Source organism: Rathayibacter sp. VKM Ac-2759, assembly GCF_009834225.1.
Lineage (GTDB): Bacteria > Actinomycetota > Actinomycetes > Actinomycetales > Microbacteriaceae > Rathayibacter.
The window spans coordinates 543410-563097 of record NZ_CP047176.1; the positions used below are offsets into that span (position 1 = coordinate 543410).

The following is a 19688-nucleotide window of genomic DNA, read 5'->3' on the forward strand; positions in this document are numbered from 1 at the left end:
GAGCGTCCAACTTCACGGAGGGACTCCATGCCGCACCACCGCCCCCTCGCCGTCGTCACCGGCGCCAGCTCCGGACTCGGCCGCGGGTTCGCCCTCCGGTACGCGGAGCGCGGCCACGACCTCGTGATCGTCGCCCGTCGCCGCGACCGCCTCGAGGCGCTCGCGCTCGACATCGAGCACCGGTTCGGAGGAGTCGTCACCGTCGTGGCCGCCGATCTCTCCGACCCCGCCGCCCCCGCGGCGCTCCTTGCGGAGCTGCGCGAGAAGGGGCTCCGCGCCGATGTGCTCGTCAACTGCGCCGGCTTCGGCACAGCGGGGCCCTTCGCCGAGGAGGACCCCGCGCGCCTCGCCGACGAGATCCTCGTCGACGTGCTCGCCCCAGCACTGCTGGCGCGGCTCCTCCTCCCCGACCTGCTCGCCTCCTCCCGCGGCACCCTGCTGATGGTCTCGAGCACCGCCTCCTTCCAGCCGCTACCGGGAGCCGCCGCGTACGGCGCCTGCAAGGCCTTCGTCACCTCGCTCACCGCGGCGATCTGGCAGGAGACGCGGGGGAGCGGACTGCGCGTGCTGGCGCTGTGCCCCGGGCCGATCGAGACGGAGTTCTTCGAGGCGGCGGGGTCCGACACGTTCAAGATCGGCACGGTCGACACCGTCGACGCGGTCCTCGACGCGACCTTCCGCCACCTCGACCGGAGCACGGAGCCGGTGCTGACGATCGGACTCGGCAACCGGGTCCGCGCGCTCGGCGCGAAGCTCGCCCCGCGCCGGATGATCCTGGCCGTCGGAGCCCGGCTCACGGGGGCGCACTGATGCGCCGCATCCCCGTCACCCAGCGGCGGGCCGAGCTCGTCGACGCCGCCATCCGCGTCATCGCCCGCGACGGACTCGCCGCCGCCACCACGCGCGCGATCGTCGCCGAGGCAGGCATGCCCCTCGGCGCGTTCCACTACTCCTTCGCCTCGCGCGACGAGCTCGTCTCGGCGGTGATCGAGCAGGTGACCGACAGCGAGCGGCTCGCCGCGATCCTGCACGCCGACCACGTCGACGCGCAGCACCCCGCCGACATCGCCACGGTGCTGACCGACGGACTCGAGGGCTACCTCGCGCTGCTCGAGAGCGCGCCCAGCGGCGAGCTGGCCCTGCTCGAGGTCGCGCTCTACGCCGTCCGGCACGACCCCGACGCGGTGCGCGCGCAGTGGGCGGTCTACCGGGCCGCGTCGGAGGAGGCCCTCGCCTACGCCGCCGGGATCGCGGGAGTCCGCTGGACCCGCCCCGTCGCCGAGCTCGCCCACTCCCTGACCCGCTCGCTCGACGGCCTCACCCTCACCTGGCTCGCCGACCGCGACTCCGACGCCGCGCGCGCCTACATCGCCTTCACCGCGACAGCCTTCGCGGCGCTGACCACACCCGCCGCGGATCCCGCCACCCCGAGCCCCGGAGGACACGATGCTGACCGAACTCGATGACCGCGTCCTCGCCGCGATCAACCTCCACGCGGTCCTCGGCGCGCTGCCCCGCCTCGTCGAGCTGTCGCCGGAGGCCGCTCGCGCCCTCGCCCCGGTGCGGACGCCGACCACCCTCACCCTGATCGCCCCCGGCGGCCTGCGCGCGAGCTACACCTTCACCTCCACCTCGATCCGCCGCGGCGGGGGAGCGCCCGGCCCGACGCTGCTGTTCTCCTCCGCGAGGCACCTCAACGCCGTCATCGCCGGCACCGCGCAGCCGATCCCGCTGGCGGGTCCGCGCGGCATCCGCTTCCTCACCGGCGTCTTCACGCCGATCAGCGCGCTGCTCGGCGAGGCGCTGGGGTCCGAGGACCCCGTGATCACCGAGCGCACCACGCTGCTCACGCTCGAGGTGGTCGCCTCCGCCCTGACCGTGGTCGCGAACGGCGACCGGGCGGGGAGGGTCTCGGCGGAGCACATGGCCGACGGCGATCTCGACATCGAGGTCGGCGACGACCTGCGCTACCGCATCCGCGTGAGCGGGCACCGCCTCTCGCGCCGGAGCGACCCGGTCGGCGGCCCGCGCGCCGCCCTGCGCTTCCGCGACCTCGGCGTCGCCGGCGACGTGCTCTCGGGCCGCGAGACCGCGCTGGCCTGCGTGGGCGACGGCCGCGTCACGATGCGCGGCTACATCCCCCTGATCGACAACACCAATCGACTCCTCGACCGCGTCGGGGCCTACCTCGGAGCATCATGACCCTCGCCACGGTCCCCTTCACCCACCCGCGCAGCCAGGAGGCGTTCGCCCGCGCCTCCCGGGTCATCCCCGGCGGCGTCCCCGGCCACCTCGGCCCGGCGGGCGGAGGCATGATCCCGCGGTCGGCCTATCCGCTCTTCTCCGAACGGGCCGAGGGCACGCGCTTCTGGGACCTCGACGGGCACGAGTACCTCGACTACATGTGCGGCTACGGGCCCAACGTGCTCGGCTACGTCGACCCCGAGGTGACCGCGGCCGCGACCGCGCAGACCGCGCGCGAAGACGTGGTGTCGCTCCCGTCGACCGTGATGATCGACTTCGCCGAGCTGCTCGTCGACCAGGTGGCGAGCGCCGACTGGGCCTTCTTCGCGAAGAACGGCGGAGACGTCACCACGCTCGCGATCATGACCGCGCGGGCGGCGACGGGTCGCCGGCGCATCGTGATGATCTCGGGCTACTACCACGGCGTCGACCCGTGGTCGCAGAAGCTCGACTACCCCGGAGTGCTGCCGCAGGACGTCGAGGGCAACCTCGAGATCCCGTGGAACGACCTCGCCGCCGTGCGCGCCGTCTTCACCGAGCACCGGGGCGAGATCGCCGCGCTGATCGGCCAGCCGTACATGCACGGCAACTTCGCCGACAACGTGCTGCCCGACGAGGGCTACTGGCCGGCGGTGCGCCGCCTCTGCGACGAGTTCGGGGTCGTCCTGATCATCGACGACGTCCGCGCCGGCTTCCGTCTCGACCTGGCCGGCAGCGACCACTACTACGGCTTCGAGGCCGACCTGATCTGCTTCTGCAAGGCGATCGCGAACGGCTACAACGTCTCGGCGCTCTGCGGCCGCGAGAGCCTGCGCGCGACGGTCGGCAGCATCACCTACACCGGCAGCTACTGGATGAGCGCGGTCCCGTTCGCCGCGGGCATCGCGACCCAGCGCAGGCTCGTCGAGCTCGACGCCCCCCGGCTCTTCCGCGAGCTCGGGGTGGAGCTGACGACCGGACTGGTCGATGTCGCGGCCTCGCACGGCCACACCCTGATCACCTCCGGCGAGCCGGCGCTGTTCTACCTGCGCCTCGTCGACGACGGCTCGCTGATGCTGCACCAGCAGTGGATCGCGGAGTGCGTGCGGCGCGGCGTCTTCTTCAGCTCGCACCACAACCACTTCCTGAACGCGGCGCTCACCTCGGCCGACATCGCGCAGACGCTCGACGTGGCCGACGAGGCGTTCCGCGCGCTGGGCTGACGGCGCGCTGCATCACGTCCCCCGCCGTCGTCGTCCGCCGATGCCTCTGCGTCATCCCGGTGCCGTCGACGACGGCCCGACGATCCGGCGGGGATCCGATCGCCGGCCGGGCACGTAGGCACCCCAGTTCAGGGGTGAGACACGCCGTTCGCGCGCTTATGTCATCGGACTGATCACGAGGATCCGAGCCCTCGAGAGCCTCGCTGTCGCTAGGTTGCGTCGCAGAGAGAGTCCCGTCCGCAGAGACTCTCGAACGACTACTCGGGGGCCACCGCATGACTCTGCACGACCGCATCCGCCGCTACCTCGGGTGGGAGCCCGCCGATCGACCTGCGCCGTCCCGGAGCAGATCGAGCCCTGTGCGTCGGATCGCAGGGGTCGCTGCGCTCGCAGTGCTGATGGGCGGCGGTCTTCTGGCGCCGACCGCGTCGGCCGAGACTGCCGCGGTCGAGACCGGGACGATCGTCGGAAGAGTGACGGATTCGGCGGGTGCCCCGCTGGCGGGAATCGCCGTGCAGACCGTCTCCGGACCGGGAAACCTCCGATACGGGACCACGAACACCGACGGTCGCTACGAGCTCGTTCTGGTGGAGGTCGGGGCTCATCAGGTCCAGTTCTCCGTCTACGGGGTCTATCCCTACCAGCGCTGGGGCTCGAGCCCTATCGATCTGGACGACGGCGCCGAGGTCGCCGTCACCGCCGGAAGCGCGGCCAGCGCGGACTGGACGATGATCGAGTACGAGTACGCCACCGGCCACGTCCGCGCCGTCGACCGCTACGGGAACACGGAGTCGCCACGAGTTCCCGTCGAGGTGACCGCCGGCGAGTGCTACGGCGAGAACATGTGTCCCGGAACGGGCTTCGCGGTCGCTCCGGCGGCAGATGGGAGCTATTCCCTCCCGCTCGCACCGGGGAACACCTACGTCGTCGGCTTCCGACAGCAGACCACCGGATTCTCGGCCACCTACCGGGACGAGTGGTGGCGCAACGCCTCCACGCCGGCCGAAGGAAGGCGACTCCCAATCACCGCAGGGTCTTCGCCCTCCGGCATCGATGGCACCCTCCGCCCGCTCGACTACCTCCCGCAGCTCTTCGTCGACGTCCCCGAGGCGCACGTCTTCTACGGTCCGATTCAATGGATGGGCGATGAGAAGATCTCGACGGGCTACCCCGCGGCGGGAGGTGGCACGGAGTACCAGCCCGAGGGCGTCGTGACCCGTGAGGCGATGGCGGCCTTCCTCTACCGGTACTCCGGAGAGGCCTTCACTCCGCCGGCCACCCCGTCCTTCACCGATGTTCCGACGAATCACACGTTCTATCGCGAGATCGAGTGGATGAAGGCGGAGAAGATCTCGACAGGCAACGCCGACGGCACCTACGCGCCGAAGGATCCGGTCAGCAGGCAGGCGATGGCGGCGTTCCTCTCCCGCATGTCGGGCGAGCCGCCGGTGAGTCCCGCGACCCCGTCCTTCTCGGACGTGGGACCTGCCAACCCGTTCTACTCGCAGATCGAGTGGATGAAATCGGACGGCATCTCCACCGGCAACGCCGACGGGACCTACCACCCGCTCGAGGATGTCTCGCGGCAGGCCATGGCCGCCTTCCTGTTCCGCTACGACCGTCGCGCCCCGTAGTCGCGGCGACCTGAATCGGGTCGGGTGGGTGGAGCACGACCGATCGTGATCCACCCGCCTCAGCCGATACTCGAGCAGTGCGGAGAGACCTGGCGTCACTGCACGCCGGGCGGATCCACCGCCAGCACGCGGTCGTCCTCGCCGCCCGGCGCTCCCCGGCCGTCGGTGTTGCTCGTGACGATCCAGAGCGTGCCGTCCGGAGCCGCGACCGCATCGCGCAGGCGCCCGTACTCGCCGATCGCGTAGTCGCTCTGCGTCGACGGATCCGCGACCGGCACCGCCCGCAGCACCTCTCCGCGGAGGTTCGCGAGGTAGAGGACGTCGTCGATCGCGACCATGCCGCTCGGGCTGGCCGCATCCGGGTTCCACTGCTGCACGGGGTCGACGAACCCGTCGTCCTCGGCGATCCCCTCGACGACCGGCCAGCCGTAGTTCGCTCCCGGAGTGATCACGTTCAGCTCGTCCCAGGTGTCCTGCCCGAACTCGCTCGCGAACAGGGTCCCGTCCGACGCCCAGGCGAGTCCCTGCGGATTGCGGTGGCCCGAGCTGTAGACCAGCGAGCCCGGGTACGGATTGTCGGCGGGCGCCTCCCCGTCGAGGGTCATCCGCAGGATCTTCCCCGACAGCGAGTCGAGGTCCTGCGCCGCCTCGCGCTGCCCGGCGTCGCCGACGGTGGCGTAGAGCATCCCGTCGGGCCCGATCGCGAGCCGCCCGCCGTCGTGGTTCCGCGCGGCGGGGACGCCGTCGAGGATCGTCTCCGGCGCACCGAGCTCGAGCGCGCCCGGCTCGCCCGAGACGTCGAAGCGCTGGATGCGGTTGCCGTCGGGCCCGGTCGAGTACGCGAAGAGGGTCCGCCCGTCGACGGCGAGACCGAGGAGCCCGCTCTCGCCCTCGGCGACCACTCCGTCCACGGAGCCGATCTCCCGCGTCCCGCCGTCGTCGGCGACCTCGAGGATGCGCCCGCTGTCGCGCTCGCTGACCACCGCCGTGCCGTCGACGAAGGCCACCGACCACGGCGCCTCGAGATCCTGCGCGACCGTGCGGACCTCGCCGTCCCCCTCGGCGAGCAGGCTGCTGGGCGGTGGTGCGGCGGTGCAGGAGGCGAGCAGGCCGCCGAGCGCGAAAGTCGCGGCCACGAGGCCGGCGCGGGTCATGGTGCGGGTCATCGGGAGTCCCTCCGATCGCGATGGCCTCCGAGCCTCCCACCCGAATCTTCGAGCCCTCTCAGCAAGGCGCGAGCCCGGCGCGATGCCTGACTGCTCGCCTCGCCTGCTCGCCTGCTCGCCTGCTCGCCTCGCCCGCTCGCCTGCTCGCCTCGCCCGCTCGCCTGCTCGCCTCGCCCGCTCGCCTGCTCGCCTCGCCCGCTCGCGCGCTCGCCCGCCTCCTGCTGGTCGAGTAGCCGCGGAGCGGCGTATCGAGACCCACCACCGCCGGCAGGAGTGCTCACAGACTTCCCCTTCGGACGCGACACGGCCCGGGCGCACCGGTGCGCGTCCTCCACAGGCGCGGTCCGGGGGTGGGTTCTCCCGTTCGAGCATCGGAGCCGGTTCCGTGTCGGAGGTCCCTGATTCAATATCCGTATGGAGAGAACGGGTGCGGAAGCAGCGGTGGTGGTGACGCCTGACACGGTCAGGACGCTCACCGACATCGCTGTGCGCTCGGACGTCACCTCGTCTCGCGCGCAGCTCACCAGAGCCACCGCCGTGTACGCGGCGTACCGGGCGGCACGGCTGATCCCGGAGGCGTTCGTGCGCGGCGGCAGTCTCGGCCGCAGCGAGTCCCGCGAGCTGTTCGAGCGGTCGATCCGCGCCGACCTCGCGGTCTCGATGCGGACCACGGAGCGGAGGCTGTCGCGCATCCTCGAGCACGGGCAGCTGCTGAACGAAGACCTCCCACACACCCGCGCTGCCCTCGCGGACGGCATCATCCTGTGGGAGGCGAGCCAGGTGATCTGCGACACCGCGAGCACCCTGCCCCGGTCATCGCGGGCCGTCTTCGACGAGCGCGCCGCCGAGATCGCACTCACCGCGAACCCGACGCAACTCCAGCGGGCGGTCGCTCGGATGCGGGATCAGCTGCACGACAAACCCCTCGCCGCACGGCACGTGCGCGCTCGCGCGGACCGGGGCGTGTGGGTGAGTCCCGAGATCGACGGGATGGCCACCCTCGGCGCGCTCCTGCCGGCCGAGGTCGCGATGGGCGCGTTCCACCGCATCGACCGCATCGCCCGGACCCTCCGGGAGGGCAGCGCCGACGCCCCGGGCGACGAGCGGACCCTCGCTCAGCTGCGCGCCGACGCCCTCGCCGACCTGCTCTGCGACGGAGACGTCGCCGGCACCACCCCGGCCGGAAACGGCCCGACGGCCTCGCCGACGTTCGTTCCGGGGGTGCGCGCCGAAGTGCGGCTGACGCTCGCCGCGAGCACCGCCTCCGGAGCCGACGACGCCCCGGCCGATCTCGACGGCTACGGACTCGTCCCCGCCGACGTCGCGCGGGAGCTCGTCGGCGTCGGAGCGTCCTTCACGCGGATCCTGACCGACCCGGACACGGGAGCCGTCGCCTCCGTGGGTCGCACCCACCGCGTCCCACCCCCGCGGATGCGCCTCCACCTGCAGCTGCGCGACCAGACCTGCCGCTTCCCCGGTTGCACCCGACCCGCCTCCACCAGCGAGGCCGACCACACGATCGAGTGGCGCAACGGCGGCGACACCGCCCTCGCCAACCTCGCTTCCCTCTGCACCGGGCACCATCACGTGCGCCACGGTGACCGGTGGACCTACGTCCTTCATCCCGATGGGACCGCCCACTGGACCACCCCCACCGGACGCCGCATCACCACCCGACCACCGACACTCCTTGCACGACCACCCGACCCGCCTCCACGACCCCGCTTCGATGACACGCCGCCACCGCCCCGAGATCCGGATGGCGGGTGACCGGGCGTCGTCTCGCGGGGCGAACCGATCGGCGAGCCCGGATCGACGCGCAGAGACCCGACACGAGCGCCCCGCCTCCGAGTTCCCCCGACCTCCACCACGTGTCGGAGGTGCGGCGTAGCGTTGCCGAGGTGACGAGTCCAGCGATCAACACCCTCGGCCAGCTGCGCGCCTCCGGCCACGTGCAGAAGAGCCTCCGCACCGAGATCCGCGAGAACCTGCTCGACGCCCTGCGCGAGGGGCGCGACCCGTGGCCCGGGCTGCACGGCTTCTCCGAGACCGTGATCCCGCAGGTCGAGCGCGCGGTCCTCGCCGGCCACGACATCGTCCTGCTGGGCGAGCGCGGCCAGGGCAAGACCCGCCTCCTGCGCACGCTCAACGGCCTGCTCGACGAGTGGACGCCCGTCATCGACGGCTCCGAGCTCGGGGAGCACCCCTACGAGCCCATCACCTCGATCAGCCGCCGCCGGGCCGCCGAGCTGGGCGACGAGCTGCCCGTCGCGTGGCGCAGCCGCGAGGAGCGGTACGTCGAGAAGCTGGCCACGCCCGACACGAGCGTCGCCGACCTCATCGGCGACGTCGACCCGATGAAGGTGGCCGAGGGCCGCAGCCTCGGCGACCCCGAGACCATCCACTTCGGCCTCATCCCGCGCAGCCACCGCGGCATCGTGGCGATCAACGAGCTGCCCGACCTCGCTGAGCGCATCCAGGTCGCGATGCTCAACGTGATGGAGGAGCGCGACATCCAGATCCGCGGCTACGTCCTCCGCCTCCCGCTCGACGTCCTCGTCGTCGCCAGCGCGAACCCCGAGGACTACACGAACCGCGGCCGCATCATCACGCCGCTGAAGGACCGCTTCGGCGCCGAGATCCGCACGCACTACCCCGCGGCGCTCGCCGACGAGATCGCGGTGATCCGCCAGGAGGCGGAGCTCGTCGCGATCGTGCCCGACGCGCTCATCGAGATCCTCGCCCGCTTCACCCGCGCGCTGCGCGAGTCGAGCTCGGTCGATCAGCGCAGCGGCGTGAGCGCCCGCTTCGCCATCGCCGGCGCCGAGACCATCGCCGCCGCCGCCCTGCACCGCGCGACCCGCCGCGGGGAGGACGAGGCGGTCGCCCGCCCGATCGACCTCGAGACCGCGGTCGACGTGCTCGGCGGCAAGATCGAGTTCGAGTCGGGCGAGGAGGGCCGCGAGGAGGAGATCCTCGACCACCTCCTCCGCCAGGCCACCGCCGAGACGGTGCGTGCGCACCTGCGCGGCATCGACCTCGGCCCGCTCGTCGACGCCGTCGAGAACGGCAGCATGATCACGACCGGCGAGCAGGTGACGGCGCAGGAGTTCCTCGCCGGGCTCCCGATGCTCGGCGAGGCGACCGTCTACGACGAGATCGCCGAGCGCCTCGACGCCACGGGCGACGGCCGCATCGCCGGAGCGATCGAGCTGGCTCTCGAGGGTCTCTACCTCTCGCGCCGCCTCAGCAAGGAGACCGGCGGAGGCGAGGCCGTCTATGGCTGAGCGGTGCCGCGGGATCCGGGGCCGTCGTGGCTAGGGGCAACCGGAGGCTGCACCGCGACGCGCGGTACGCGAAGTACGCGGGCGGTCCCGACCCGCTGGCCCCGCCCGTCGATCTCGCCGAGGCGCTCGACGCGATCGGCCAGGACGTCATGGCCGGCACGTCGCCCGAGCGTGCGATGCGCGAGTTCCTCCGCCGCGGCTCCCGCGACGGCCAGGGCCTCGACGATCTCGCCGCGCGCGTCGCGGAGCGGCGCCGCGACCTCGCCCGGAAGCACAACCTCGACGGCACGCTCCGCGAGATCCGCGAGCTGCTCGACCGCGCCGTCCTCGCCGAGCGCAAGCAGCTCGCCCGCGACACGCAGATGGACGACGCCGACCGCACTCTCGCCGAGCTGCAGCTCGACAGCCTCCCGCCGAGCCCCGCCGCCGCCGTCTCGGAGCTGTCCGAGTACCGCTGGCAGAGCCCCGAGGCGCGCGCCGACTTCGAGAAGATCCGCGAGCTGCTCGGCAGGGAGATGCTCGACCAGCGCTTCGAGGGCATGAAGCAGGCCCTCGAGAACGCGAGCGACGCCGACCGCGCCGCCATCGACGCCATGCTCCGCGACCTCAACGAGCTGCTCGAGGCGCACGCCCGGGGCGAGGACACCCCCGAGCAGTTCGACGCGTTCATGGCGCAGCACGGCGAGTACTTCCCCGAGGCCCCGGAGTCGGTCGACGAGCTGATCGACGCCCTCGCGGCGCGAGCGGCCGCGGCGCAGCGGATGCGCAACTCGATGACCCAGGAGCAGCGCGACGAGCTCGACGCTCTCGCTCAGCAGGCGTTCGGCACCCCCGAGCTGATGCAGTCCCTCGGCCGGCTCGACGAGACCCTCCGGGGCCTGCGTCCCGGCGAGGACTGGGGCGGATCCGAGCGGATGGACGGCGAGCAGGGCCTCGGTCTCGGCGACGGCACCGGCGTGTTCCAGGAGCTCGCCGACCTCGACGCGCTCGCCGACCAGCTCGCGCAGCCGTCCGAGCGGTCGAGCCTCGACGACCTCGACCTCGACCTCCTCGCCCGCCGCCTCGGCGACGACGCCGCGGTCGACGCGCAGACGCTGAAGCGGCTCGAGAAGGCGCTGCGCGACTCCGGAACGATGCGCCGCGGCTCCGACGGTCGGCTCACGCTGACGCCCAAGGCGATGCGGCAGCTCGGCAAGGCGCTGCTGCGCGACATCGCCGACACGATGTCGGGCCGCCAGGGCGCGCGCAACCTCCGTCGCGCCGGCGCCGCGGGCGATCGCTCCGGTGCCACCCGCGCATGGGAGTTCGGCGACACCGAGGCCTGGGACGTCACCAGGACGGTCACGAACGCGCTGACCCGCACCGCCGGCGACGGCCGCCCGACGGGCTCCGGAGTCCGGATCGAGATCGGCGACGTCGAGGTGCAGGAGACGGAGGCGCGCACCCAGGCCAGTGTCGCGCTCCTCGTCGACACCTCGTTCTCGATGGCGATGGACGGCCGCTGGGTGCCGATGAAGCGCACGGCACTCGCCCTGCACACGCTGATCTCGAGCCGGTTCCGCGGCGACGACCTGCAGCTCATCGCCTTCGGCCGGCAGGCCGAGGTGATGGACGTCGAGCGGCTCGTCGGCCTCGACGCCGAGTGGGAGAAGGGCACCAACCTGCACCACGCCCTGCTGCTCGCCAACCGGCACTTCCGCAAGCACCCGAACGCGCAGCCGATCCTCCTGATCGTCACCGACGGCGAGCCGACCGCGCACCTCGAGCCCGACGGCGGGATCTTCTTCGACTACCCGCCCGACCCGGTGACCATCGCCGTCTCGGTCCGCGAGCTCGACGCCTCCGTCCGCCTGGGTGCGCACACCACGTTCTTCCGCCTCGGCGACGATCCGGGGCTCGCGCGGTTCATCGACTCCCTCGCCCGCCGCATCGGCGGCACGGTCGTGAACCCCGAGTCGGACGACCTCGGCGCGGCCGTCGTCTCCTCCTACCTCGGCGCGCGCGGAGCCGCTCCCGGCAGCGGCCCCCTCGGCGACGAGCTCTTCGGCCGCGGCTGGAGCTTCTGAGCGGCGCCCCGGCTCAGAACAGCGGCCACGGCACCGCGGGCATGCCGCCGCGCGGTGCCGGGAAGCGCGCGGAGGAGCGGAGGCGGTCGCACCGCTTCGCGAACGCCGCGATCTCCTCCGGGGTCAGCAGCTCGCCGAGAGCCGCGCCCAGCGCGCCGTCGATCTCGGCGCGGAGGCGTCCCAGCGCGGCGATCTCGTCGGCCGTCAGCGGCTCGCCGACCCACCCCCAGAGCACCGTCCGCAGCTTGTGCTCGGCGTGGAACGTCAGCCCGTGGTCGACGCCGAAGCGGTGACCGCCGGGCATCTCGAGCACGTGCCCGCCCTTGCGGTCGGCGTTGTTGACGACCACGTCGAAGACGGCCATCCGCCGCAGCGGCACGGAGTCCTCGTGCACGAGCGAGATGTCGCGGTCGTTCTCGTCGCTGCCGTCGAGCACGTGCCGCCAGCCCTCGGGCACCGCGGCGGCCGGCACCAGGTCGACCGCGTCCTGCTCGGGGTCGATGTCCTGCCACAGCTGCACCATGCCGACGCCCAGCGGCCCCTCGCGCAGCCAGGTGCGGGGCACCACGTTCCAGCCCAGGGCCTCGGAGGCGAGGTACGCGGCCCGCTCCCGCCCCGCGAGCTCCCCGTCGGGGAAGTCCCAGAGCGGCTTCTCACCGGCCACCGGCTTGTAGACGACGGAGGTGTCGCCGATCTGCGCGAGGAACGTCGCGTTCGAGGCGGTCGTGATCCGGCCGGTGAGCTCCAGCTCGCCGTCGAGCAGGTCGGAGTCCTCGCTCACGGGCACACGGTGGTGCTCATGCCAGCGGGCAGTCGTGTCCGTCGGGGTCCATCGGGTCGCCGCAGCGCGGGCACAGCGGGCGGCCGGCGCCGACGACCTCGAGGGTCCGCTTGGCGAAGGCGCGCGCCGTGCCGACGGGGATCCGCACCTGCAGCACCTCGGTCGGCTCGGACTCCTCCTCGTCGGTGGCGTCGTCGTCGATCGGGTACGCCTCGATGAGGATCTGCGCGGTCGCCGGGTCCCAGCCGAGGCTGATGCCGCCGACGCGGAACTCGGGCTCGACGGGCTGCTCGAGCGGGTCGTTGTCGACGAGTTCCGGAGGCGTCCCCGCGGGCACGCTCACCGGGTTGCCCTCGGCGGCCATCAGCTGGTCGAGGATCTCGTCGATCTTCTCGGCGAGCAGAGCGGACTGCTGCTTCTCGAGGCCGACGCTGACGACGCGGGGGCCGGTCTTGGCCTGGAGGTAGAAGGAGCGCGAGCCGGGGGAGCCGACGGTTCCGACGACGACGCGGTCGGGCCAGTCGAACCCGTGGACGATCGGAGGCATGACCCCAGTCTAGGAGCCGTCGGCTGGCACCCGCCCGGGTGCGCGCTACTCGTGCCCCGCGCCTCCGCCGACCGGCGCGTCGGCCGCGGGGGCCGCCGCACGCAGCCACGCCAGGTCGCCCGCCTCGGTGTTCGTCGCCACGACCTCGGGCCGCCCGGTGCCGTAGCGGATGATCGACACCGAGGCCGGCCCGACGGTGATCCTCTGGAAGAGGTCGAGGTGCATCCCGAGCGCGTCGGCGAGGACCGCCTTGATCGTGTCGCCGTGGCTGACGGCCGCCCACACCGCTCCGGGGCCGTGCTCCGCGGCGATCGCGGCGTCGTGCCTCCTGATCGCGCCGACCGCGCGGGCCTGCATCGCGGCGAGCCCCTCACCTCCGGGGAACACGACGGCCGACGGCTGGTTCTGCACGAGCGACCAGAGCGGCTCCTCGGCCAGCTCGCGCAGCGCCCTGCCCTGCCACTGCCCGTAGTCGCACTCGGTGATGCCCTTCTCGATCGACGTCGCGGGCGAGCCGGTCTGCCGGTCGAGGAGGAAGCGCGTCGTCTGCCGGCAGCGCTCCAGCGGGCTCGAGACGATCGAGGCCAGCGGCACCGCGGCGAGCCGCTCGCCGGTGCGCGCCGCCTGCTGCCGTCCGACGTCGTCGAGCCGGACGCCGGCGGTGCGCCCCGCGAGGATCCCGGCGGTGTTGGCCGTGGTGCGCCCGTGCCGGACGAGGAGGAGGGTGGGCATCGCCCCAGCCTAGACAGCGCACCTCCTCCCTCGGGTGGATGCCCGCGCGCACCCCTCCGCCTACCGTGGAGGGAGCGGCCGCCCACCGCGGCCCATCACGTGCACGCACCACTCTGCACACGAAGGGACACCCATGGATGCGACGCCTTCCGGCACCGAGCCGATCAGCGCAGCGCAGGACACTCCCGCCACGCCCGAGTGGGCGGCTCCGGAGGCGACGGGCCGCCAGGACGAGATCGCCCTGCGCATCCGCGGCCTGCGCAAGCGCTTCGGCGACAAGGAGGCGGTCGGAGGCATCGACCTCGACGTGCCCGCCGGCTCGTTCTTCGGCCTCGTCGGCCCGAACGGCGCGGGCAAGACGACGACCCTCTCGATGGCCACAGCGCTCCTCCGGCCCGACGCGGGCACCGTCACCATCCACGACGTCGACGTCTGGAAGGACACCCTCGAGGCCAAGCGCCTGATCGGCGTGCTGGCCGACGGCGTGAAGCTCTTCGACCGCCTCACCGGCCTCCAGCTGATCACCTACTACGGCCTGCTCTGCGGGATCGCGCGCCCGACCGTGCTCGAGCGCGCGAACGACCTGCTGGCGCTGCTCGGCCTCGAGCCGTCCGACCGCACGCTCGTCGTCGACTACTCCGCGGGCATGACCAAGAAGATCGCGCTGGCCTGCGCCCTGGTGCGCGCCCCGCGCCTCCTGGTGCTCGACGAGCCGTTCGAGTCGGTCGATCCGGTGTCGGCGGCGAACATCCGCGACATCCTCACCGGCTTCGTCGCCTCCGGCGGCACCGTCATCGTGTCGAGCCACTCGATGGATCTCGTCGAGCGGATGTGCGACCGCGTCGCCGTCATCGCCGACGGCCGCGTCGTCGCCTCCGGGACCCTCGAGGAGGTCCGCGCCGGATCGAGCCTCGAGGAGCGCTTCGTCGAGCTCGTCGGCGGCCGCACCCACCAGGAGGGCCCGGCATGGTTGCGCATCTCCTGACCCTCCGTCTCCTGCTGCTGCGCAACGCCCTCACCCGCAACGTCTGGCAGCTGGTCGGCGTCGTCTTCGGGGCGCTCTACGCGGTCGTGGCGCTCGGGCTCGTGGTGGTGGCGCTCGTCTCGCTCGGCGCCTCCGACCCCGCGTTCGCGAACGTCGCGCTGACCCTCGGCGGCTCGGTGCTGCTGCTGGGCTGGGTGCTCGGGCCGATCTTCGTGTCGGGGTCCGACCAGAGCCTCGACCTGGCGACCCTCGCCACCTTCCCGATCCCGCTGCGCACGCTGATGCTGGGCCTGGCCGCGGCGGGAGTCGTCGGGATCCCCGGGATCGTCACCTCGCTCGGCGCCCTCGCGTCCGCCGCGGCCTGGTGGAGCAACCCGATCGGCATCGTCCCGGGGCTGGTCTGCGCCGTGATCGGCGTCGCGACCTGCGTGGTCGCCTCCCGGCTGATCGGGGCGCTGACCACGGGGCTCGGCTCGAGCCGCCGCTACCGCGAGGTGATCGGCGGCGTCGTGCTCGTCGTGGTGATCCTCCTCGGACCGCTGATCATCGGCATCACGGGCGTCGTCAGCGAGGGTCTGGACGTGCTCCCCGTGATCGCCTCGGCCCTCGGCTGGTCGCCGCTCGGAGCGATCTGGGCGGTGCCCGGCTCGATCGTCGCGGGCGACGGGCTCGCCGCGCTCGCGCGCTTCGCGATCGGAGTCGCCACGCTCGCCGTGGTCACCTGGGCCTGGTCGCGGGCACTGCGCCACGCGCTGTCGGAGCCGGCCGCGTCGACCTCGCGCGCCGCCTCCGGATCGGTGGGCATCGGCCTGTTCGGGCGCTTCCCCGGCACGCCGACCGGCGCGGTCGCCGCCCGAGCGCTGGGCTACTGGTGGCGCGATCCGCGCTACAGCCGCGGCCTCCTCGTCATCCCGGCCGTGGTGGTGCTGGCCGTCTTCTACAGCGCGATCGGCGGAGGCGGCGACACCCTCGTGGTCCTCTCCTCCCTCTTCATCGGACTGATCTTCGGCGTGACCCTCTGCGCCGACGTGTCGTACGACGGCACGGCCTGGGCGGCCCACGTGAGCTCGGGAGTGACGGGGGCGGCCGACCGCGCCGGCCGCGTCATCGCCGCCGCGATCGTCGGGGTGCCCGCGGTGCTGATCGTCGGCATCGGCACCTGCCTCTACGTGCGCGAGCCCGAGCTGATCCCCGCGGTGCTCGGGATGTCGCTCGCGCTGGTGCTGAGCGGGTTCGGGGTCTCGAGCGTCGCCTCCGCCCTGATCGTGTATCCCGTGCCCGCGCCGGGCGACAGCCCGCTCAAGACGCCGCCGGGCTCGGGGATGATCTCGAGCGTCGTGATGCTCGCCTGCATGACGGCGACGGCGGCACTCTCGCTGCCGTCCCTCGTGCTCGGAGTGGTCTCGCTCGTCGTCGGGAGCACGGAGTTCGGAGTCTGGTCGCTGGCCGCCGCGATCGTGCTCGGCTCGGTGCTCGCGCTGGTCGGCGTCCGCGTGGGCGGCCGCATCCTCGATCGCCGCGCCCCCGAGCTCTTCGCGGCCCTCGTCAAGGTCGGCTGAGGTCGCACCCGCGGTTCTCCCTCGGCGAGAGCGCGAGAGTTGTCGTACTCGACCCCCGAGTGCGACAACTCCTGCGTTCTCGCGGAGGATGGGGGCATGCGCAGCGTCGAACTCCTCCTGGATGCGGAGTCGGAGGCGCGGATCAGGGCGCAGTGGCAGGCCCTCGAAGCCGCCGGCATCCCGAGCCTCTCGCTGCACACGTCCGCCAGCAACCGGCCGCACGTCACGCTCGTCGCCGGCCCGGGGCTCGCCGCGCCGGAGCCCGGGTCGCTCGGGCCGCTGCCGGCGAGCGTCGAGCTCTCCGCCGTCCTCCTCTTCCCGCACGCCGGCCGCTACGTGCTGGCCTGGGGCGTCACCCGCTCGCCTGCGCTCGACGCCCTGCACGCCCGCGCCACCCGGCTCGTCCCGGGCGGCGTGCCCACCTCGCTCCCGGAGGCGTGGGCCCCGCACGTGAGCGTCTCGCGCCGCCTCCGCCCCGAGCTGCTCGCCGAGGCCGTGCCGCTGATGGGCGAGCCGTTCGCCATGGGGTTCTCGAGCGTGCGCTTCTGGGACGGCGACGCGAAGACCGTCACCGAGCTCTGAGCGCCGCTCCTCCCCAGCCCGCGCCCTGAGCGTCCGTCCACAGAACGGGCGGCTCCCGAAGCCGCGTCGGAGGCGGCCGGTAGAGTTCCACGGGTGACCGAGCCGACCGCGACAACCCTCCCGAGCATCGACGCGCCCCCCGCGAGCGGAGCCGCCGGGGCGTCGTCCGAGGCCGGATCGTCCGAGGCGCAGGCGATCCTCGAGAAGGTGTTCGGCTACGGCTCGTTCCGCGGCGAGCAGCAGGCCATCGTCGAGCAGGTCATCGGCGGAGGCGACGCGGTCGTCCTCATGCCCACCGGCGGCGGCAAGTCGCTCTGCTACCAGATCCCCTCGATCGTGCGGCCCGGCACCGGCGTCGTCGTCTCGCCGCTGATCGCCCTGATGCAGGACCAGGTCGACGCCCTGCGCGCGAACGGCGTCGCGGCCGAGTTCCTCAACTCCACGCAGGACGCGGGCGAGCGCGCCCGGGTCGAGCGCGCCTACCTCGACGGAGAGCTCGATCTGCTCTACGTCGCGCCCGAGCGCCTCGGCAACGAGGGCATGAAGCAGTTCCTCGCCCGCGGGCGCATCGCGCTGTTCGCCATCGACGAGGCGCACTGCGTGAGCCAGTGGGGCCACGACTTCCGCCCCGACTACCTCGCCCTCGGCGAACTGGCCGAGCGCTGGCCCGACGTGCCGCGCATCGCCCTCACCGCCACGGCCACCGAGGCGACCCACCGCGAGATCACCACGCGCCTGCACATGGGCTCGGCCCGGCACTTCGTCTCGAGCTTCGACCGGCCGAACATCCAGTACCGGATCGTCAACAAGGTCGAGCCGCGCAAGCAGCTCATCGACTTCCTCCGCCGCGAGCACGCGCACGACGCGGGCATCGTCTACGCGCTCTCACGCAAGAGCGTGGAGGCGACGGCCGAGGCCCTGCGCACCGCCGGCTTCGACGCGGTCGCGTACCACGCCGGTCTCGACGCGCGGGTGCGGGCAGCGGCGCAGTCGCGCTTCCTCCGCGAGGAGGGCGTCATCGTCTGCGCGACCATCGCGTTCGGCATGGGCATCGACAAGCCCGACGTGCGCTTCGTCGCGCACATCGACCTCCCGAAGTCGGTGGAGGGCTACTACCAGGAGACGGGGCGCGCCGGCCGCGACGGCCTGCCCTCGACCGCCTGGCTCGCCTACGGCCTGCAGGACGTCGTGCAGCAGCGCCGCATGATCGACGAGTCGCCGGGCGATCTCGCGCACCGTCGGCGGATGTCGGCGCACCTCGACGCGATGCTGGCGCTCTCCGAGACGGTCCAGTGCCGCCGGGTGAACCTGCTCGCCTACTTCGGCCAGGAGAGCACCGCCTGCGGCAACTGCGACACCTGCCTCGAGCCGCCCGCCAGCTGGGACGGCACGGTCGCCGCGCAGAAGTTCCTCTCGACGGTCGTGCGCCTGAAGCGCGAGCGCAACCAGCAGTTCGGCGCGGGCCACATCATCGACATCCTCCGCGGCAAGACCACGCCGCGCACCACCCAGCACAAGCACGACGGCCTCTCGACCTGGGGCATCGGCGTCGACCTGAGCGACACCCAGTGGCGCGGAGTCGCGCGTCAGCTGCTCGCGCAGGGCCTGCTCGGCGTCAACGACGACGGATTCGGCACCCTGGTGATCACGCCCGCCTCCGCCTCCGTGCTGGGCGGCGAGCGGAAGGTGGAGCTGCGGCAGGAGCCGGAGAAGCCGGCGCGCTCCAGCGGATCGTCGCGCTCCGGCCGGTCGACCGTGTCCGAGCTCTCGAGCGAGGCGCAGCCGCTGTTCGAGCGCCTCCGCGAGTGGCGGGCCGCGCAGGCCCGCGCGCAGTCGGTGCCGGCGTACATCGTCTTCAACGATGCGACCCTCCGCGAGATCGCGACGGCCGAGCCGGCCACGATGGACGCGCTGAGCATCATCGGCGGCGTCGGCCAGAAGAAGTTGATCACCTACGGCGACGCCGTGCTCGCCGTCGTCGCGGGCGAGACGCCCGAGATCGCCGAGCCCGATGCGAGCCAGGAGGCGCCCGCGCCGCGCCGCGCGGCACCGTCGCGCTCGAGTGCGTCGCGGCCTTCCGCCTCCGCCAGGCCCTCGTTCGGTGCCGACAAGGCGGGCCCGCCCGTCACCTCGGCCGCGCCCGAGGACGACTGGGTGCCGCCGGACGAGCCCGACTGGGAGCCCGGCTGGGACAGCTACTGATCCCGTGAGCTGCTGAGCCCGCCCGGCGTCAGCTCCCCGAGCCGACCGTGGCGAGCCACATCCCGAGCAGGGTGAAGCCGAACGACAGCACGAGCCCCGCGATCGGCACCCAGAACGCGATCCGGCGGACGACGAGCAGCACGATCGAGACGACGACGGCGGCGAGGAACGGCAGCCAGACCCCGCCCGCCGCCACCAGCACGCCCCAGCCGATCAGATCGGTCCGGCAGTCGTTGCCGCCCATGCAGGCGTCGCTCGCCATCGCGAGGAAGAGTCCGAAGTAGGACAGCAGCAGCGTGCACCCGCCCGCCCCGAGCAGCAGCACGATCGTCAGCACCAGATCCCAGACCCGCACGGGTCGTCGAGTGCGTGCCGCGGTCCACGGAGCCGGGGCGCCGGTCGGCGGCGCGAAGCGCGGAGCCGGGTGGCCGGAGGGCTCGGCACGCGGGGGAGGGGGCGGAGGCAGCGGCGGCTCGCTCATGTCCCGAGCCTAATGACGCACCGACCGGTCCGCCTGGCCGGACCCGCCTGGCCGGACCCGACAACGGGCCGACGGCTCCGCCCGGCCGCCTTTGTCGCCCCGCGACGGATCGTTTCCGCGATCCGGGAAGCCGATCTAGCGTGCAGAGCACCGCCTCCCGATGATCGTCGGCCAGGGATCGACTCCTCGATCCGACGACGACTCGCGGGCGGGCCGAACC

The 19688-nt window shown here is 72.9% G+C and carries 17 protein-coding genes; 12 read left to right on the forward strand and 5 right to left on the reverse strand.

From position 1 onward, the window contains the following. The first annotated feature begins 27 nt into the window (after positions 1-27). From GSU68_RS02510 to GSU68_RS02530, 5 genes are all read left to right on the forward strand, one after another. Entirely contained in the window at positions 28-810 is a 783-nt protein-coding gene (locus GSU68_RS02510; RefSeq protein WP_159905547.1) for an SDR family NAD(P)-dependent oxidoreductase, read from the forward strand. Then, positions 810-1466 (forward strand): TetR family transcriptional regulator, encoded by a 657-nt coding sequence (locus GSU68_RS02515; protein WP_159905548.1) that lies wholly within the window; start codon positions 810-812, stop codon positions 1464-1466. Before GSU68_RS02510 ends, GSU68_RS02515 begins: the two co-directional genes overlap by 1 nt. Further along, the gene (locus GSU68_RS02520; RefSeq protein WP_159905549.1) at positions 1447-2202 is read left to right on the forward strand and encodes a hypothetical protein; all 756 of its coding nucleotides are present in this window, start codon (positions 1447-1449) and stop codon (positions 2200-2202) included. Before GSU68_RS02515 ends, GSU68_RS02520 begins: the two co-directional genes overlap by 20 nt. After that, complete coding sequence (locus GSU68_RS02525) at positions 2199-3446, forward strand: aminotransferase class III-fold pyridoxal phosphate-dependent enzyme (RefSeq protein ID WP_159905550.1); 1248 nt, start codon at positions 2199-2201, stop codon at positions 3444-3446. The genes GSU68_RS02520 and GSU68_RS02525 overlap by 4 nt, the downstream gene beginning before the upstream one ends. A gap of 359 nt (positions 3447-3805) precedes the next feature. Further along, on the forward strand, positions 3806-5080 hold the full coding sequence (locus GSU68_RS02530) for an S-layer homology domain-containing protein (protein ID WP_159905551.1): 1275 nt from the start codon (positions 3806-3808) through the stop codon (positions 5078-5080). Positions 5081-5175: 95 nt separating this feature from the next. Here the strand turns inward: GSU68_RS02530 and GSU68_RS02535 are convergent, their stop codons facing one another. After that, positions 5176-6246 (reverse strand): PQQ-dependent sugar dehydrogenase, encoded by a 1071-nt coding sequence (locus tag GSU68_RS02535; RefSeq protein ID WP_159905552.1) that lies wholly within the window; start codon positions 6244-6246, stop codon positions 5176-5178. 447 nt (positions 6247-6693) lie between these two features. Here GSU68_RS02535 and GSU68_RS02540 point away from each other — a divergent pair, with 447 nt between their 5' ends. The 3 genes from GSU68_RS02540 (at position 6694) to GSU68_RS02550 (ending at position 11599) form a co-directional block, all read left to right on the forward strand. Further along, positions 6694-8016: an HNH endonuclease signature motif containing protein gene (locus GSU68_RS02540; protein WP_159905553.1), complete on the forward strand. Its 1323-nt coding sequence runs from the start codon at positions 6694-6696 to the stop codon at positions 8014-8016. Positions 8017-8147: 131 nt separating this feature from the next. Further along, positions 8148-9533: a magnesium chelatase gene (locus GSU68_RS02545; RefSeq protein WP_159905554.1), complete on the forward strand. Its 1386-nt coding sequence runs from the start codon at positions 8148-8150 to the stop codon at positions 9531-9533. 26 nt (positions 9534-9559) lie between these two features. Beyond that, complete coding sequence (locus tag GSU68_RS02550) at positions 9560-11599, forward strand: VWA domain-containing protein (RefSeq protein WP_159905555.1); 2040 nt, start codon at positions 9560-9562, stop codon at positions 11597-11599. Between the two features lie 13 nt (positions 11600-11612). Here the strand turns inward: GSU68_RS02550 and GSU68_RS02555 are convergent, their stop codons facing one another. From GSU68_RS02555 to GSU68_RS02565, 3 genes are read right to left on the reverse strand one after another with little or no spacing between them, the layout of a single operon-like run. Then, the gene (locus GSU68_RS02555; RefSeq protein WP_159905556.1) at positions 11613-12380 is read right to left on the reverse strand and encodes an SCO1664 family protein; all 768 of its coding nucleotides are present in this window, start codon (positions 12378-12380) and stop codon (positions 11613-11615) included. Between the two features lie 16 nt (positions 12381-12396). After that, positions 12397-12927, reverse strand: coding sequence for a DUF3090 domain-containing protein (locus GSU68_RS02560; RefSeq protein WP_159905557.1), 531 nt, complete (start codon positions 12925-12927; stop codon positions 12397-12399). A 45-nt stretch (positions 12928-12972) separates the two neighbouring features. After that, positions 12973-13659 (reverse strand): histidine phosphatase family protein, encoded by a 687-nt coding sequence (locus tag GSU68_RS02565; RefSeq protein ID WP_159905558.1) that lies wholly within the window; start codon positions 13657-13659, stop codon positions 12973-12975. Positions 13660-13792: 133 nt separating this feature from the next. On the opposite strand from GSU68_RS02565, the gene GSU68_RS02570 reads away from it, so the two are divergent. The 4 genes from GSU68_RS02570 (at position 13793) to recQ (ending at position 18987) form a co-directional block, all read left to right on the forward strand. Continuing rightward, a complete protein-coding gene (locus tag GSU68_RS02570; RefSeq protein ID WP_159905559.1) occupies positions 13793-14644 on the forward strand; it encodes an ABC transporter ATP-binding protein in 852 nt (283 codons plus the stop codon). Then, a complete protein-coding gene (locus GSU68_RS02575) occupies positions 14626-16203 on the forward strand; it encodes a transporter (RefSeq protein ID WP_159905560.1) in 1578 nt (525 codons plus the stop codon). Before GSU68_RS02570 ends, GSU68_RS02575 begins: the two co-directional genes overlap by 19 nt. Positions 16204-16299: 96 nt before the next feature. Continuing rightward, positions 16300-16785, forward strand: a complete 486-nt coding sequence (locus GSU68_RS02580; protein WP_159905561.1) for a 2'-5' RNA ligase family protein — start codon at positions 16300-16302, stop codon at positions 16783-16785. Between the two features lie 195 nt (positions 16786-16980). Further along, a complete protein-coding gene (gene recQ, locus GSU68_RS02585) occupies positions 16981-18987 on the forward strand; it encodes a DNA helicase RecQ (RefSeq protein WP_244259445.1) in 2007 nt (668 codons plus the stop codon). A gap of 28 nt (positions 18988-19015) precedes the next feature. Here the strand turns inward: recQ and GSU68_RS02590 are convergent, their stop codons facing one another. Next, positions 19016-19468, reverse strand: a complete 453-nt coding sequence (locus tag GSU68_RS02590) for a DUF6264 family protein (protein WP_159905563.1) — start codon at positions 19466-19468, stop codon at positions 19016-19018. Positions 19469-19688 lie beyond the last annotated feature (220 nt).